The 14,496-nt window shown below is 71.7% G+C and carries 12 protein-coding genes; 5 read left to right on the forward strand and 7 right to left on the reverse strand.

What is annotated here, in order from left to right; all coding sequences use genetic code 11:
* Positions 1-119: 119 nt before the first annotated feature.
* The 4 genes from OHU89_RS49990 to OHU89_RS50005 form a co-directional block, all read right to left on the reverse strand.
* Positions 120-368 carry a HypC/HybG/HupF family hydrogenase formation chaperone gene (locus OHU89_RS49990; protein WP_405653362.1) on the reverse strand — a complete coding sequence of 83 codons (249 nt, stop codon included), beginning with the start codon at positions 366-368 and terminating at the stop codon, positions 120-122.
* 6 nt (positions 369-374) lie between these two features.
* Positions 375-2,666, reverse strand: coding sequence for a carbamoyltransferase HypF (gene hypF, locus OHU89_RS49995; protein ID WP_405653364.1), 2,292 nt, complete (start codon positions 2,664-2,666; stop codon positions 375-377).
* Positions 2,663-3,136 (reverse strand): hydrogenase maturation protease, encoded by a 474-nt coding sequence (locus OHU89_RS50000; RefSeq protein WP_405653366.1) that lies wholly within the window; start codon positions 3,134-3,136, stop codon positions 2,663-2,665. Before OHU89_RS50000 ends, hypF begins: the two co-directional genes overlap by 4 nt.
* A 73-nt stretch (positions 3,137-3,209) precedes the next feature.
* Positions 3,210-4,028 carry a universal stress protein gene (locus tag OHU89_RS50005; protein WP_405653369.1) on the reverse strand — a complete coding sequence of 273 codons (819 nt, stop codon included), beginning with the start codon at positions 4,026-4,028 and terminating at the stop codon, positions 3,210-3,212.
* A gap of 162 nt (positions 4,029-4,190) precedes the next feature.
* On the opposite strand from OHU89_RS50005, the gene OHU89_RS50010 reads away from it, so the two are divergent.
* On the forward strand, positions 4,191-5,090 hold the full coding sequence (locus OHU89_RS50010) for a universal stress protein (RefSeq protein ID WP_405653371.1): 900 nt from the start codon (positions 4,191-4,193) through the stop codon (positions 5,088-5,090).
* A gap of 14 nt (positions 5,091-5,104) precedes the next feature.
* Complete coding sequence (gene ppdK / locus OHU89_RS50015; RefSeq protein WP_405653373.1) at positions 5,105-7,789, forward strand: pyruvate, phosphate dikinase; 2,685 nt, start codon at positions 5,105-5,107, stop codon at positions 7,787-7,789.
* Between the two features lie 217 nt (positions 7,790-8,006).
* On the opposite strand, the gene OHU89_RS50020 is transcribed toward ppdK, so the two are convergent.
* Both OHU89_RS50020 and OHU89_RS50025 read right to left on the reverse strand, forming a co-directional pair.
* On the reverse strand, positions 8,007-8,462 hold the full coding sequence (locus OHU89_RS50020; protein ID WP_405653375.1) for an FMN-binding protein: 456 nt from the start codon (positions 8,460-8,462) through the stop codon (positions 8,007-8,009).
* Positions 8,463-8,469: 7 nt separating this feature from the next.
* The gene (locus tag OHU89_RS50025) at positions 8,470-9,822 is read right to left on the reverse strand and encodes a ferric reductase-like transmembrane domain-containing protein (protein WP_405653376.1); all 1,353 of its coding nucleotides are present in this window, start codon (positions 9,820-9,822) and stop codon (positions 8,470-8,472) included.
* A gap of 223 nt (positions 9,823-10,045) precedes the next feature.
* Between OHU89_RS50025 and OHU89_RS50030 the strand changes: the two genes are divergently transcribed.
* Together OHU89_RS50030 and OHU89_RS50035 are read left to right on the forward strand one after the other, a co-directional pair.
* A complete protein-coding gene (locus OHU89_RS50030; RefSeq protein ID WP_405653378.1) occupies positions 10,046-10,795 on the forward strand; it encodes a response regulator transcription factor in 750 nt (249 codons plus the stop codon).
* On the forward strand, positions 10,792-12,273 hold the full coding sequence (locus OHU89_RS50035; protein WP_405653381.1) for a sensor histidine kinase: 1,482 nt from the start codon (positions 10,792-10,794) through the stop codon (positions 12,271-12,273). The genes OHU89_RS50030 and OHU89_RS50035 overlap by 4 nt, the downstream gene beginning before the upstream one ends.
* A gap of 529 nt (positions 12,274-12,802) precedes the next feature.
* Here OHU89_RS50035 and tnpA read toward each other — a convergent pair.
* On the reverse strand, positions 12,803-13,231 hold the full coding sequence (tnpA, locus tag OHU89_RS50040; RefSeq protein ID WP_405653383.1) for an IS200/IS605 family transposase: 429 nt from the start codon (positions 13,229-13,231) through the stop codon (positions 12,803-12,805).
* 53 nt (positions 13,232-13,284) lie between these two features.
* On the opposite strand from tnpA, the gene OHU89_RS50045 reads away from it, so the two are divergent.
* The gene (locus tag OHU89_RS50045; protein WP_405655032.1) at positions 13,285-14,415 is read left to right on the forward strand and encodes an RNA-guided endonuclease InsQ/TnpB family protein; all 1,131 of its coding nucleotides are present in this window, start codon (positions 13,285-13,287) and stop codon (positions 14,413-14,415) included.
* The last annotated feature ends 81 nt before the right edge of the window (positions 14,416-14,496 follow it).

The following is a 14,496-nucleotide window of genomic DNA, read 5'->3' on the forward strand; positions in this document are numbered from 1 at the left end:
GGTTCGGCGAAGGCCTGATGTCAGGGGCAGGGGCCGACCGGCCCTGATGGTGAGCCGAGGGGTCCTTCGCAGACAGTCGCGGGCTGAAGATGCCCAGGGCTACTACGGCTCTCCTGGACTCATGCGTTTAGCTCCGCCTCGACCACATCGCCCATCGCCCGCAGCACCTCGAGCGTCCGCCGCGCCTCCCCCTCATCGACCTGGCTGATGGCGAACCCGACATGCACGATGACGTACGACCCGACCTCTGCCTCAGGCGTACAGCTCAGGCACACCTCACGCCGCACACCTCCGAAGTCGGCCGTCGCCATCCGCAGCCCCGCATCGTCGTGCACCTCCACGATCCGCCCCGGAATGCCCAGACACATCCGCGCTCACCTCTCCCTGTCCAGCCGCGCTGCCGCGACCGCCGCCTGTCCGTAGCTGATCCCGCCGTCCCCGACCGGGACCTGACCGCCGACCAGCACCCGTAGTCCCTGTGCGTGCAGCCGCCGCTTCACCTCGGTCAGCAGCCGCCGGTTGACGAAGCAGCCGCCGCCCAGGCACACCGTGCGAGGCGCGCCCCCGGCCACGATGCGTGCGACGAGGTCCGCGGTGACGTTGGCCATCGTGAGATGGAAGGCGGCCGCCAGCCGGGCCACCGGCTCTCCGTCGTGTTGCCGTTCCAGCAGGTCGGTCAGGGTCGGCGCGGGGTCGTACACCCACAGGCCCTGGGCCCTTACGACCCGGTGGGCGAGCGGCACCGCGTGCTCGTCGCCGGCCGCCGCTTCGAGAAGGACGGCCGCCTCACCTTCGTAGCTCACCCGGTCGCACAGGCCGAGCAGCGCGGCCACCGTGTCGAAGAGCCGTCCGGCGCTGGAGGCCCGCGGGCAGTTGACGCCCCGGGCGATCAGGGCGCGCACCGCGTTGAGTTCGGCGGGGTCGAGCCGGTCGGTGAAGGGCCGGGTGAGCCAGGGGTAGGGGCGTGGGGAGCCCAGTGTCTCGCCGCCGAGGAGGTGGCCGAGGGCGGTGCGGGACGGATGGCGTACCGCCGCGTCGCCGCCGGGCAGGGGCGCGGTGGCGAACCTGCCCACGCGACGGTAGCCGCGCAGGTCGGCGACGAGTATCTCGCCGCCCCACAGGGTGCCGTCGTCACCCAGCCCCAGCCCGTCGTAGGCGACGCCGAGGAACGGGCCGCGCACACCGTGCTCGGCCGCGCAGGCGGCCACGTGTGCGTGGTGGTGCTGCACCGGGATCCGGCGCAGCGGCTGCGCCTCGGCCCACTGGGTGGAGTGGTAGCCGGGATGCAGATCGTGGGCGAGCGCCACCGGTTCGATGCCGGTGAGGAGCCTGAGGTGGTCGTACGAGGCCAGGAACGCGTCGTACGTCGGAAGGTCGGACAGATCGCCCGTGTGCGGTCCGATGTGGGCCCGGCCGTCGGCGGCCAGCGTGACCGTGTGTTTGAGCTGGGCGCCGGCCCCCGCGACCGGTTCGCGCACCGGCAGCGGCAGGGGGGCCGGGGCCAGCCCGCGGGCCCGGCGGACGGTGATCCGGGTGCGTCCGGTGATCTGGACGACGGAGTCGTCGTACCGGGAGCGGATCGGGCGGTCGTGGGTGAGGAAGCCGTCGGCGACCGGGGCGAGGGTGCGTGCCGCCTCGGCGTCGTCCACGGCGATGGGCTCGTCGCTCAGGTTGCCGCTGGTGACCACCAGGGGCCGGGCCAGTTCGTCGAGGAGGAGGTGGTGCAGGCCGGTGGTGGGCAGGAACAGTCCGATCCGGGCCAGGCCGGGGTGCACTTCGGGTGCGAGCGGAGCCACGGCGGCGTGTCGGCGGCACCGGGCGAGCAGCACCACGGGCCGCTCCGGGGAGGTCAGGACCTGGCGTTCCGTGGCGCCGATCCGCGCCAGTCGGGCCGCTGCGCCGAGGTCCTGGACCATGACGGCGAACGGTTTCGCCGGACGGTGCTTGCGGCGCCGCAGTTCCGCCACGGCCGCGGAGTCGCCGGCGTCGCACATCAGTTGATAGCCGCCCAGGCCCTTCACCGCGACGATCCCGCCCTCGTCGACGGTCTTCACCGCGGCCCGCAGTGCCTCCTCGCCGCGCAGCTCCTCCCAGGCGAGCCGCGGCCCGCAGCCGGGGCAGGCGACGGGTTCGGCGTGGAAGCGCCGGTCTGCGGGGTCGGCGTACTCGGCGGCGCACCGGGCGCACAGCGGGAAGCGGCGCATGGTGGTGCGGATCCGGTCGTACGGCAGGTCCTCGATGATCGAGGCGCGCGGTCCGCAGTCGGTGCAGTTGATGAACGGATAGCGGTGGCGGCGGTCGTGCGGGTCGCGCAGTTCGTGCAGACAGGCGGCACAGATCGCGGCGTCGGGTGGGATCTCGCGCGGTGCCGCGCCCGTGCGGCCGGGGGTGCTGTGGCGTACCTCAAAGCCTTGGTCGTGGGCCGACCGCTGCTCGGCGCCGGTCAGCCGGACGTGGCGCACTCGGGCGAGGGGCGGTGCGTCGGTGCGCAGACGGGCGGCGAACTCCTCGATCGCACGGGGCGGTCCGGCGACCTCGCCCTCGACATGGCCGTTGACGTTGGCGACCCAGCCGTCCAGGCCGAGCGCCGATGCCGTGCGGTGGACGAACGGCCGGAAGCCGACGCCCTGGACGATGCCCTCCACGTGGAAGCGGAGCGCGGTCATGCCGGCCTCCTCGCGATCTCGGCCTCGACGGCCTTCACCAGGGGTTCCACGGCGTCGGCGACGGCGGGGGAGAGGCCGGTGCCGAGCGCGCTGTCGGCGCCCTCCACGGCGTAGACCACCAGGTGGTCCGGCAACCGGCCCAGCACTCGCGCGAGTTCGACGGCCTCGCCGAGCCCCAGCCCGTGCGAGCTGGTGGTCTGCGGCTGCGGGAGGAGTTCGGCGTCGAGCTCGAGGCGGTGCACGCGGCCGGGAGTGCCCGGGTGGGCGTGTGCCGCGTCCACCACCACGGCGAGCCGGGCGCCCTCCCACAAGCCGATCAGCCGTCCGGGGTCGCCGTCGCAGGTGGCGAGCCGGGTGCCGGGAGGCAGCGGCCGCTCGCGCAGCCGGGACAGCACCGCCCAGCCCACGCCGTCGTCGCGCCGGAACTCGTTCCCGACGCCGATGACGGCTATACGACCGCGGCTCTTCATGACACCTACGGTGGGTTGTGCGCGCCGCACTCCCACAGGGGCCGAAGGACCCCATCCGCAGGGCCGAGCGGGGCTACGCCGGTACGACGGCGACCGGGCACTGGGCGTGCCGCAGCAGGGCGAGAGCCGTGGCGCCCTGCCCGGCCACCACCAGCTCCGCGTTTCCGGAGGTGTGTGTCAGGGCCTCGGCCGGGGAGAGCAGCCGTACGTCCTCCAGGACGTCGACGTCCGGGTACTTGCCGCGCCACGGCCGCAGCGCGTCGGACAGCGCCTGCACCTGCTCGTCCTCCCAGGTGGCGCGGTCCTCCTCCAGGACCGGCAAGGGCGACCGCGCCGTCTGTGCGGGCAAGGTCCAGCAGTGCACCGCGTGCAGTCGCGCGCCGCGTGTCCGGGCCGCCTCGAAGGCGAAGCCGAGAGGGCCGTCCGCCGGGTCACGGGCGTCGATCCCCAGGACCACGCCGTCGGCACGGCTCGGCCGCCACCGGCCGGCGGAGGTACCGGGCACCAGCACAACCGGCCGGGCGCATTCGGCGGCCAGGGCCGAGGCCGTCGAACCCACCGCGACACCGGCATGACCTCCGTCGCCGCGCAGGCCGAGCACGAGCAGTTCCGCGTCCTCGGCCTGCGCGCGCAGGCCGAGGACGGGAGGGCCGTCGAGGGTCATGCCCCGAGCCGACAACACCCGGTGACGTTCGGCCAGTTCGGCGACCGCGCGGTCCGCGACGGTCTCCGGCCGGTACGGCCACTGCTGCGCCGGGTCCGGACCGCGCGAGGGCGACACATGGACCACCCGCAGGGGCAGTCCGCGCAGCAGCGCCTCGCGTGCGGCCCAGTCGGCCGCGGAACGGCTGCGGGCCGAGCGGTCGACTCCGGCGATGATCACTCGTTCCATGGTGCGCATCCCTCCCTACGCGGAACACCCACCCTGTCCGCGATCCCATGAGGTGTGAGGGGGCCGAACGGCCCCGGCGGGAGACCTGGCGGCCCATACCCGTGGACGGTGCCCGGCGGGACGCTGGCATCAGGAGCAGACCGAGCACAGGAGGTGCGCATCATGCTTCGCCCCGTCATCGCCGGAGTCGACGGATCGGCCGAGAGCCTCGCCGCCGCTGAGTGGGCCGCCCGCGAGGCAGTCCGCCGTGAGCGGCCCCTGCGTCTGGTGCACGCCAGGAGCTGGCACCCGCGCCAGGACGGCGAGCCCGCCCCCGCGGCCCAACGGCATCTGGCACGGCGCGTCCTGCGCCAGGCCGAGGACCGCATCCGCCGTACCTGCCCGAACGTCGTCCTCGACGACGAACAGGTCGAGGGCCCCGCGACCGCGGCCCTGCTGCGCATGGCCGAGCAGGCCGATGTGCTGGTCCTGGGCTCGCGCGGCCTCAGTGGCTTCACCGGGTTCCTGGTGGGATCGGTCGCCCAGAGCGTGGTGGCGCGCGCCGAGCGTCCCGTCGTCCTGGTTCGGGCGGGGGAGGAGGCCGCCGACGAACACCTGCCGGCCGGCGACGGCAGCGACTCCACCCGCACCGGTTACCGGGACGTGGTGCTCGCCCTCGACCTGGGCGACCCCTGCGACGAGGTCATCGAGTTCGCGTTCGAGGCGGCCCGGACCCGCGGCGCCCGCCTCAGGGCCGTCCACGCGTGGCAATCCCCGTCCCCGCTCACGCTGGGGCCCGGCGAGATCGGACTGGTCGAGGAACCTCACCGCGCGGAGGAGTGGCTGGGCTTCATGACCGCAGTCCTGCAGGTGTGGCGCGACAAGTACCCCGGCGTCGAGGTCGCCGAGACCGTCACCGAGGGTCGCCCGCAGTCCGTGCTGGTCCGCGCGGCCTCCGGGGCGAGCGTCCTTGTCGTGGGCCGCCGTATGACCGACCGGCCCGCCGGACCACGCACCGGGCCCGTCACCCACGCCGCCATCCATCACGTCGGCTGCCCCGTGGCCGTCGTTGCCCACGCATGAGAGGCCGAGCCCTGATGAGCACGCCGATCAAGTACGTGTACGCGTTCGCCGAGGGCAGCCGGGACATGGCCGCCCTCCTCGGTGGCAAGGGAGCCGGCCTCGCCGAGATGACCCGGCTAGGCCTGCCCGTCCCGCCCGGCTTCACCGTGACCACCGAGGCCTGCAAGGTCTATCTGGCCACGGGCGAGGAGCCGCCCGAGCTCGGCGTCGAGGCGGCTCATGCCCTCACCGCCCTGGAACGGGCCATGGGCCGCACCCTCGGCGCGCCCGACGACCCGCTGCTGGTGTCGGTCCGCTCGGGTGCCCGGTTCTCCATGCCCGGCATGATGGAGACCATCCTCGACATCGGCCTCAACGACCGGTCCGTCACCGGGCTCGCGAAGGGCTCCGGGCAGGAGAAGTTCGCCTGGGACTCCTACCGCCGGCTCATCCAGATGTTCGGCCGCACCGTGATGGGAGTGGACGGCGACCTCTTCGAGCAGGCCATCGCCGCGCACAAGACCCGCCGCGAGGCACGGAGCGACCACGACCTCGACGCCGGTGAACTCGTCCTGATCACCGAGGAGTTCAAGGACATCATCCGCAAGGAGACCGGCGAGGACTTCCCCCAGGACCCCGCCGAACAGCTCGCCCGTGCCATCCGGTCCGTCTTCGACTCCTGGAACGGTGAACGTGCCCGCGTCTACCGCAGGCGGGAACACATCCCCGAGGACCTCGGCACCGCCGTCAACATCCAGGCCATGGTCTTCGGCAACCTCGGCGACGGCTCCGGCACCGGCGTCGCCTTCACCCGCGACCCCGCCACCGGCGAGAGGGGCAGGTACGGCGACTACCTGCCCGACGCCCAGGGCGAAGACGTCGTCGCGGGCGTCCGCGACGCACTGCCGCTGAGCGAACTCAAGAACCTCGACCCGCGCGCGTACAACGAACTCGGCGATCACCTGCACACACTGGAGGCCCACTACCGCGACCTGTGCGACGTCGAGTTCACCGTCGAACGCGGTCGGCTGTGGATCCTGCAGACCCGCGTCGGCAAGCGCACCGCCGATGCGGCCTTCCGCATCGCCCACGACCTGCGCGACGACGGCACGATCACCGCTGACGAGGCCCTGATCCGCGTCGACGGTACCGAGCTGACCCGTCTGATGTTCCCTCGTTTCGAGGCGAAGGCCACCGACCTGCCCCTCGCCGGCGGCGTGCCCGCCTCGCCGGGCGCGGCGGTCGGCACTGTCGTCTTCGACTCCGCCGAGGCCGTACGCCGGGCCGCGACCGGGGAACCCGTCATCCTGGTGCGCCGGGAGACCACTCCCGACGACCTGGCCGGCATGATCGCGGCCGAGGCCGTCCTCACCAGCCGGGGTGGGAAGACCAGCCATGCTGCCGTCGTGGCACGGGGGATGGGCAAGGTCTGCGTGTGCGGCGCCGAGACACTCGCCGTCGACCCGGTAGCCCGCCGCTTCACCACGGAATCGGGAACGGTCGTACGAGAAGGCGACACCCTCTCCGTCGACGGCACCGCCGGCACCGTCCACCTGGGCGCGCTCCCGCTCACCGCGTCGGATGTCGGCCGCGCCCTGGAGACCGGCCGGGCCACCGGACCGGTCACCGAGGCCGTGCTGGGCGCCCTTGCCCACGCCGACTCCGTGCGCCGCCTGGAAGTGCGGGCCAACGCCGACACCCCCGAGGACGCCGCACGCGCGCGTGCACTCGGTGCGCAGGGCATCGGCCTGTGCCGCACCGAGCACATGTTCCTCGGCGAACGCAGGGCGCTGGTCGAGGCGATGATCCTCGCCCGCGACGACACCGCGCGCGAGGCGGCCCTGGCAGCCTTGCTGCCCCCGCAGCGACAGGACTTCACCGCGATCCTCGAGGAGATGGACGGACTGCCGGTGACCATCCGGCTCCTTGACCCGCCGCTGCACGAGTTCCTGCCCGATCGCACAGAGCTCGCTGTCCGCCTCGCCTCAACTCCGGATCCGGACCCGCACGACCGCGAGCTCCTGCACGCCGTCGAGCGCATGCACGAACAGAACCCGATGCTGGGCCTGCGCGGCGTCCGACTGGGCCTGGCTGTGCCGGGGTTGATGGCCATGCAGGTACGCGCGGTGGCGGAAGCGGTGATCGCCCGCCTGCGCGCCGGCGGCAGCCCACATGCCGAGATCATGATTCCGCTCGTCGGGACGGTCGAGGAACTGCGCCTGGCCCGGGCGGAGACGGAACGTGTCCTCGCCGAGGTCACTGCGGAGACCGGCACCCCGCTCGACCTGCCCATCGGCACGATGATCGAGCTGCCACGCGCCGCACTCACCGCGGCACGCATGGCCGAGGCCGCCGACTTCTTCTCCTTCGGGACCAACGACCTCACCCAGACGACCTGGGGCCTGTCCCGGGACGACGCCGAGGCCTCCTTCTTCCCCCTGTACCTGGACAAGGGCGTCTTCGGAGTCTCTCCGTTCGAGACGATCGACGAGGAGGGCGTCGGCCGCCTGGTGGAGTTCGCGGTGGCGGCCGGCCGCGCCGTCGCCCCCCGTCTGGAGACCGGAGTGTGCGGCGAACACGGCGGCGACCCGGCCTCCATCCACTTCTTCCACCGGGCAGGCCTGGACTACGTCTCCTGCTCACCGTTCCGCCTCCCGGCGGCCCGTTTGGAGGCAGGCCGGGCGGCCCTCACAGAGACAGAGACGAGCGACAGCCGCTGATCCGGAAGACATTGACGTAGATGGCCGGTTCGGTGCCGCCCATGTCGAGGCGGAACGGCGGGTAGGTGTCCCGGCGCGGCCCGCTCATTGCTGCGCGCTTCGGCTGCCTCCCGTGAGGGCCGACCGCGACCTCGGCGGCGCCGACCGGTTCCGGTGTCCTCGGCGGCCTCGACGTCTGGAGACCGCCCATGTCCTGGTCGATGGGCGAGGACAGGCGTCAGCTGCTCGCGGAGTCCAGCGCCGACTGGAGGGACTGGCGGTAGCCTTCGCTGGTGTATGTGGCTCCGGAGACGGTGTCGATGTCGGCACTCTGGGCGGTGAGCGCCTCTCTGGTCAGCTGCGGGATGGCGTAGCTGTTGATCTGCTGGTCCCTCGGGTTTTCCTGGGGATAGGTGACGGCGGTGACGTCGGTGAGTTTCCCGTTCTTCAGGGTGACGCGGACCTGGACGGGACCGTAGCGGGTCTGGACCGAGTCCCCGGTGAGGGTCCGGGTACCCGTGGCCGATCCGCTGGTGCCGCTTGAACTGCTGGACGGTGCGGGAACGGTGGCCACTCCGGCGACAGCGGGCGTCGTGTGCGGCTTGAGCGACAGCAACAGCACTATTCCGGACACGGTTGCGGCACCCGCCAGCACGATGCGGCGCAGCGGGCGGTTCTTCTTCAACGTGTGCAAGACGGCCTCACAGCTCGAAGGACTCGTGGTGGATACGGCGGTCCGGGACCCCGGCGGTGCGCAGCGCCTCGTACAGCTCCCGCGCGAACCCGTGCGGGCCGCACAGGTACACGTCGTGGGCATCCAGATCGGGCACAGCCGCGCGCAGAGAGTGGGCCGTGAGATCCGGGCGCCGGCCGTACGCGCCGTTGAGCGCGTACAGCACCTTCGCCCCGCGCCACCGTGCGACGGCCTCCAGCTCGCCGCCCAGGGCGAGGTCCTCGGCCGTGCGGGCACGGTAGAGGAGGGTGACGTCGCCGGGCAGTGTCTCGAACAGTGCCCGCAGCGGGGTGATGCCGACACCACCCGCGATCAGCAGCGACTTGTGTGAGGTCTGCCGCTCGGCGGTCAGCGCCCCGTAGGGGCCCTCCGCCCACACGCGGGTGCCCGGCCGCAGCAGGGCGACGGCGGCGCTGTGGTCGCCGAGCGCCTTGACGGTGATGCGCAGCAGGTCCGGGCGCGGCGGCGCCGACAGGGAGTACGGCGTGGAGGTCCAGCGCATGCCCTCGGTCAGGAACCGCCAGCGGAAGAACTGTCCCGGCCGTGCTCCCATCTCGTGCAGCCTCCGGCCACGGATGATGACGGAGTACACGCCGGGCGCCTCCCGGTGCACGGAGTCGACCCGGAGCCGGTGGCGCAGGTTGAGCCGTACCGGAGCGAGGATCCGGAACCACCCCACCAGCGCCGCGACGCCCAGGTACAGCGCGTACCAGGCGGTCTGAGCGGGCCCGTTGCCGGTGAAGTCGGATCCCAGGGCGAGCTGGTGGCCGAAGGAGAGGAAGACCGCGGCGTACGTGAGCAGGTGCAGGTAGTACCAGAACTCGTGGCTGACCCGGCGGCGCAGCGCGCGGGCGGAGACGAGCCCGACCGCGAACAGGATGGCGGTACCGGCGGTGGCCTTGAGCATCTCCGGGTAGTCCAGGACCACGGTGAGCGTTTCGTCCACGATCGATGAGCCGTCCTGGGCGGCGTACCCGAGAAGGATCAGTACGACGTGGGCGACCAGCAGACAGATCGTGTAGCGGCCCGCCATCGCGTGCCAGCGCGCCACCCGGTCCGACCCGATCCGCCGCTCCAGGAGCGGGACGCGGGCCATCAGACCGACGAGGACGGCGCAGGCGTACCCGCTGAGCAGCCCCGCGATCCGCCCGGCGCCGGTCAGCCAGCCCGCGGCACCCACGACCGAGCCCGTGTCGTGCCACCACAGGGCGATCAGGGCGGCGGCCCCGCCCCACAGGGCGGCGAGCAGGGGGCCGGCGGGGGAGCGCCGTGGCGCGGGAGGCGCGGGAGCGACCCGTCGTTGCGCGTACGCCGTCGTCATCCGTGTGTCCCTTCGGCTGTCTGTCCGCACGTCCGTCGGCCGTGCGGGACGCCACTGTGCCGACGCAACCTCTGAGCCCGCTCTCAGCGCGTGGCCTGCGGCGCGGCCCCGCCGCAGGTGGGGAGGGCGGCCAGGGCGGTCCAGGGGAACGGCGGACTCAGAGCGAACTCAGAGGTCCGGGAAGCGGCCCCGAACGAGGCGAGGCCGCATCCTGGTACGTGAGATGAACACCCACCGCCCCCGCGGCCCCGCCCGCCCTGCACTGACCCGGACCGACGGCGCCCCGCTCCGGGTCCTCGTCGTCGACGACGATCCCGACCTCGCCGAGGTCCTCTCCGGCGCCCTGAGGTACGAGGGCTGGGAGGTCCGCACGGCGGGCGACGGCGTCTCGGCCGTCGCCGAGGCGCGCGAACTGCTGCCCGACGCCGTCGTCCTGGACGTCATGCTCCCGGACACCGACGGCTTCGCCGTGCTGCGCTCGCTGCACGCCGTACGCCCCGACGTGTGCGTGCTCTTCCTGACCGCGCGGGACGCCGTCGAGGACCGTATCGCGGGCATCACGGCTGGCGGTGACGACTACGTGACGAAGCCGTTCAGCCTGGAGGAGGTCGTCGCCCGCCTGCGCGGACTGCTGCGCCGCGCCGGCATGGCCCGGCAGGCGGAGGACGGGCCGCGGCTGACCGTCGGCGACCTGGTCATGGACGAGGAGGCCCGCGAGGTCACCCGGGGCGGCGAACTGATCGAACTGTCCCCGACGGAGTTCGAACTGCTGCGCCTGCTCATGCGCAACCCGCGGCGCGTCCTGAGCAAGGCGCAGATCCTCGACCGGGTCTGGTCCTACGACTTCGGCGGCCAGGCCCATGTCGTCGAGCTGTACATCTCCTACTTGCGCAAGAAGATGGACGCAGGCCGCCCGTCCATGATCCACACGGTGCGGGGCGCCGGATACGTGCTCAAGCCGGTGACCCGGTGAGGCCACGTCGGTGGCTGCCCACTGTGCTGCGCCTGCACACGCTGCGGGCACGGCTCACCGCCGGCCTCGTCGTGCTGCTCGCGGTCAGCTGCGCGGCCGTCGGGGTGGCCGCGGTGGTGGAGCTGAACGGATTTCTCACCGACCGTCTCGACCAGCAGTTGCACGAGGCGGGGGTGCGCTTCCCGGCGAGCCTGGAGCACGGCGGGACGCTGCCGTCCGACCACGACGGCGACGAGGACGGTGACACCCGCCGCCAGGCCGTCGGAACCTTCGGCGCCCGGCTGGTCGGCGACACGGTCACCAACGCTGCTGTGGTGCCGTCCGGTAGCGGTACGGGCGGCACGGTGACCGTATCGCTCGGCGCGCAGGACACAAGAGAGCTCACAGAACTGCCGGCCGACGGCGAGGGACACACGATGGACCTCTCCTCACTGGGCGACTACCGCATGATGGCGACCCACGGCCGGGACGGCGACGTCCTGATCACCGGGCTGCCCATGGAGTCCGTGGAGGCAACCATCCACCGGCTGGAACTGGTCGCCGCCATCGTCTTCGGCGCGGCGCTTGCTGTCGCCGGCGTCGCGGGAGCGCTGTGGGTGCGCTGGTCACTGCGCCCGCTCAGCAGCGTGGCCGCGACCGCCACCCGGGTCAGTGAACTGCCGCTCTCGAGCGGCGAGGTGGCTCTTCCGTCCCGTGCGCCCGAGAGCGATCCGCGCAGCGAGGTGGGACGTGTCGCCGGTGCCTTCAACGCGATGCTCGGCCACGTCGAGGACGCGCTGACCAAACGGCACGCGAGCGAGGAACGGCTGCGCAGCTTCGCCGCCGACGCCAGCCACGAACTGCGTACGCCTGTGGCGTCGATCCGCGGCCACGCGGAACTGGCGTTGCTGCACCCGGACCCGGTGCCGCAGAAGGTCGTACGGGCCCTGGAGCGCATCGAGGCCGAGGCCGCCCGGATGGGCGAGGTGGTCGACGACCTGCTGCTCCTCGCCCGCCTCGACGCGGGCCGCCCACTGGAACGCCGTCCCGTCGACCTGACCCGCCTCGTCCTGGATGCCGTGACGGACGCGCAGGCCGCGGGCCCCGGACACCGCTGGACGCTGGAGCTGCCCGAGGAGCCCGTGACGGTGCCGGGCGACGCCCACCGCCTCCAACAGGTGCTGGCCAACCTGCTGGCCAACGCCCGCCTGCACACCCCCGTCGGGAGCACGGTGACCGTCTCCCTGCAGACCGACGCCGGTGCGGCGGCACTGAAGGTCCACGACGACGGACCGGGCGTCGCCGAGGACATCAGGGCCAAGGTCTTCGAACGCTTCGCTCACGGGGACCGCCGCCGCACCGAGGACGTGGGCACCGGCACCGGCCTCGGGTTGTCCATCGTGGCGGCGGTGGTGGAGGCCCTCGGCGGAAGCGTCGTACTCGAAAGCCGCCCCGGATCGACCACGTTCACCGTCTGCCTCCCCACCGGCGCAGAGTGACCGGAAGCCGCTGCACCCTTCCGGCGCCTGTTCCAGGGGAGCACCACAGTAGCCAAGAGACCCCAAGCCGAAACGCTGAGCCGCTCCACCGCACCAGTGAGGTCACGCAGACCATCGTGGGCGAGCGGGTGGGTGGGGCGAAGAGCGCGCGACCGCCGCCCTGGGCCGGCGATGACCGCGGCCGCCGGCACGACGATCCGCGTCTCCCTCTCGCTGAGGATCGCCGTGCGACGCGTAATTTCGGACCGGCACAGTGAATGGGCCGGATGACGGCGGTCATCGTGCCGGTGGCGTGTCGCGAGGTGGGTTGCCGGGTGCACTCTGCTCGAGCCAGGCCCGGAAACGCCGCGTGGTGAGCTGCGGCCGAAGGCCCTTTCCCCGCAACTACGGCCGGCCGAAGCTCCCGAATAGCTCCTGAACCGACAGTTCAGCATGATCTAGTGCGGAACCCCGGGCGTTCACGCCCGGGAGGAAGCGCTTCTCAAGACAGGGGTGACCTGCATGGGCGCACGGGTCTGCACTGTTGCCCTCAGTCGGGTCGCTTCTGGTTCTCGATGTACTCCTTGATGATCTCTAGCGGTGCGCTGCCGCAGGATGCGGCGAAGTAGGACGGGGACCAGAAGTGGTCGCCCCACAGGTACTTGCGGATGTGGCCGGGGAACTCCTGGCGGAGTCTGCGGGCGGACACCCCCTTGAGGGAGCCGACCAACCGCGAGATGGCGACCTTGGGCGGGTAGTGCACGAGCAGGTGGACGTGATCACGCTCGCCGTTGAACTCCACCAGCTCGGTTTCGAAGTCGGCGCACACGGCCCGCATGATCTCTTCGCAGCGCGTAAGGATCTCGTCGGTGAACGGTCCGCGCCGGTGCTTGGGTGTGAAGACCAAGTGGGCGTGAAGGGTGGAGACGACCGTACGGCCCCTGTGAATGTTGGGGTTCGGTTCCCAGCGTGGTGACATAGATCAACTGTAGTACGGTGATCGTCGTGAAGATCGTGACGCAGGTGAAGCTGATGCCGGAGGCCGAGCAGGCCGCCGCGCTGTCCGTGACCCTGCGCACGGTCAACGATCTGGCGTGCTGGGTCTCCAAAGTGGCGTTCGCCTACGGGGTGCCGCGTGAGTACGAGCTGCGCAAGCACACCTACCCGCGCCTCAAGGCCGAAGGTCTCGGGGCGCAGGCCGCCCAGCACACCATCAAGAAGGTGCGCGACGCCTACACCACCTTGAGGGCGAACATCCGGGCCGGTAACCTCGGCAAGCCGAAGTCGAAGCGCCGCCGCAAGGCGGAGTCGAAGCCGATCACGTTCCGTCCCGATGCCGCGCAGCCGTATGACGACCGGTGTTTGAGCTGGCAGTACGACCAGCGGACGGTCTCGATCTGGACCACCGAAGGCCGGTTGAAGGGCGTGCGGTTCGTGTGCTCGGCGGACGCGCTCAAGGTGCTCCAGCAGTACCGCAAGGGCGAGTCCGACCTGATCGAGCGTGACGGCGTCTTCTATCTGATCGCCACGTGCGAGGTTCCCGAAGCCGAGACGTACGAGCCGGACGGTTTCATCGGCGTGGACCTCGGCATCGTCAACATCGCCACCACATCCACCGGCTACCAGGCCGCCGGACGCGCCCTGAACCGGTATCGCAAGAGGCAGCTTGCCCTGCGGGCCAAGCTCCAGAAGAAGCGCACCAAGTCCGCCACGCGCCGGCTCAAGGAGCGCTCCCGCCGCGAGGCGCGGCACGTCAAGAACACCAACCACACCATCGCCAAGACGATCGTGACCGAGGCTGAACGCACCTCGGCCGGGATCTCCCTGGAAGAACTCAAGGGAATCCGGCAGAGGGTACGGCTCCGCAAGCCCCAACGGGTCGCGCTCCACTCCTGGTCCTTCGCCCAGCTCGCAGACTTCATCGTCTACAAGGCCAAGCGGGCAGGCGTGCCCCTGGTCTTCGTCGATCCCGCGTACACGTCCCAGACATGCGCCGAGTGCGGCCACGTCGACAAACGCAACCGTGTCGACCAGGGACTTTTCATCTGCCGGGGGTGCGGGGTCGTTGCCCACGCCGACCGGAATGCTTCCCACAACATCGCCACCCGTGGCGAGAGCGTGTGGAACGCGGGGCGTGAGTCACGCGTCCCTGCCACCCGATAGGGGTGTCTGGACGGAGGAGTCAACCCAGCAGCCAGTTGGGCGCTACCTCCAAGCCCGGTCCTTCAGGGCCGGGTCAAGTTG

This window comes from Streptomyces sp. NBC_00019 (genome assembly GCF_045041015.1).
In the GTDB taxonomy this organism is placed as follows: domain Bacteria; phylum Actinomycetota; class Actinomycetes; order Streptomycetales; family Streptomycetaceae; genus Streptomyces.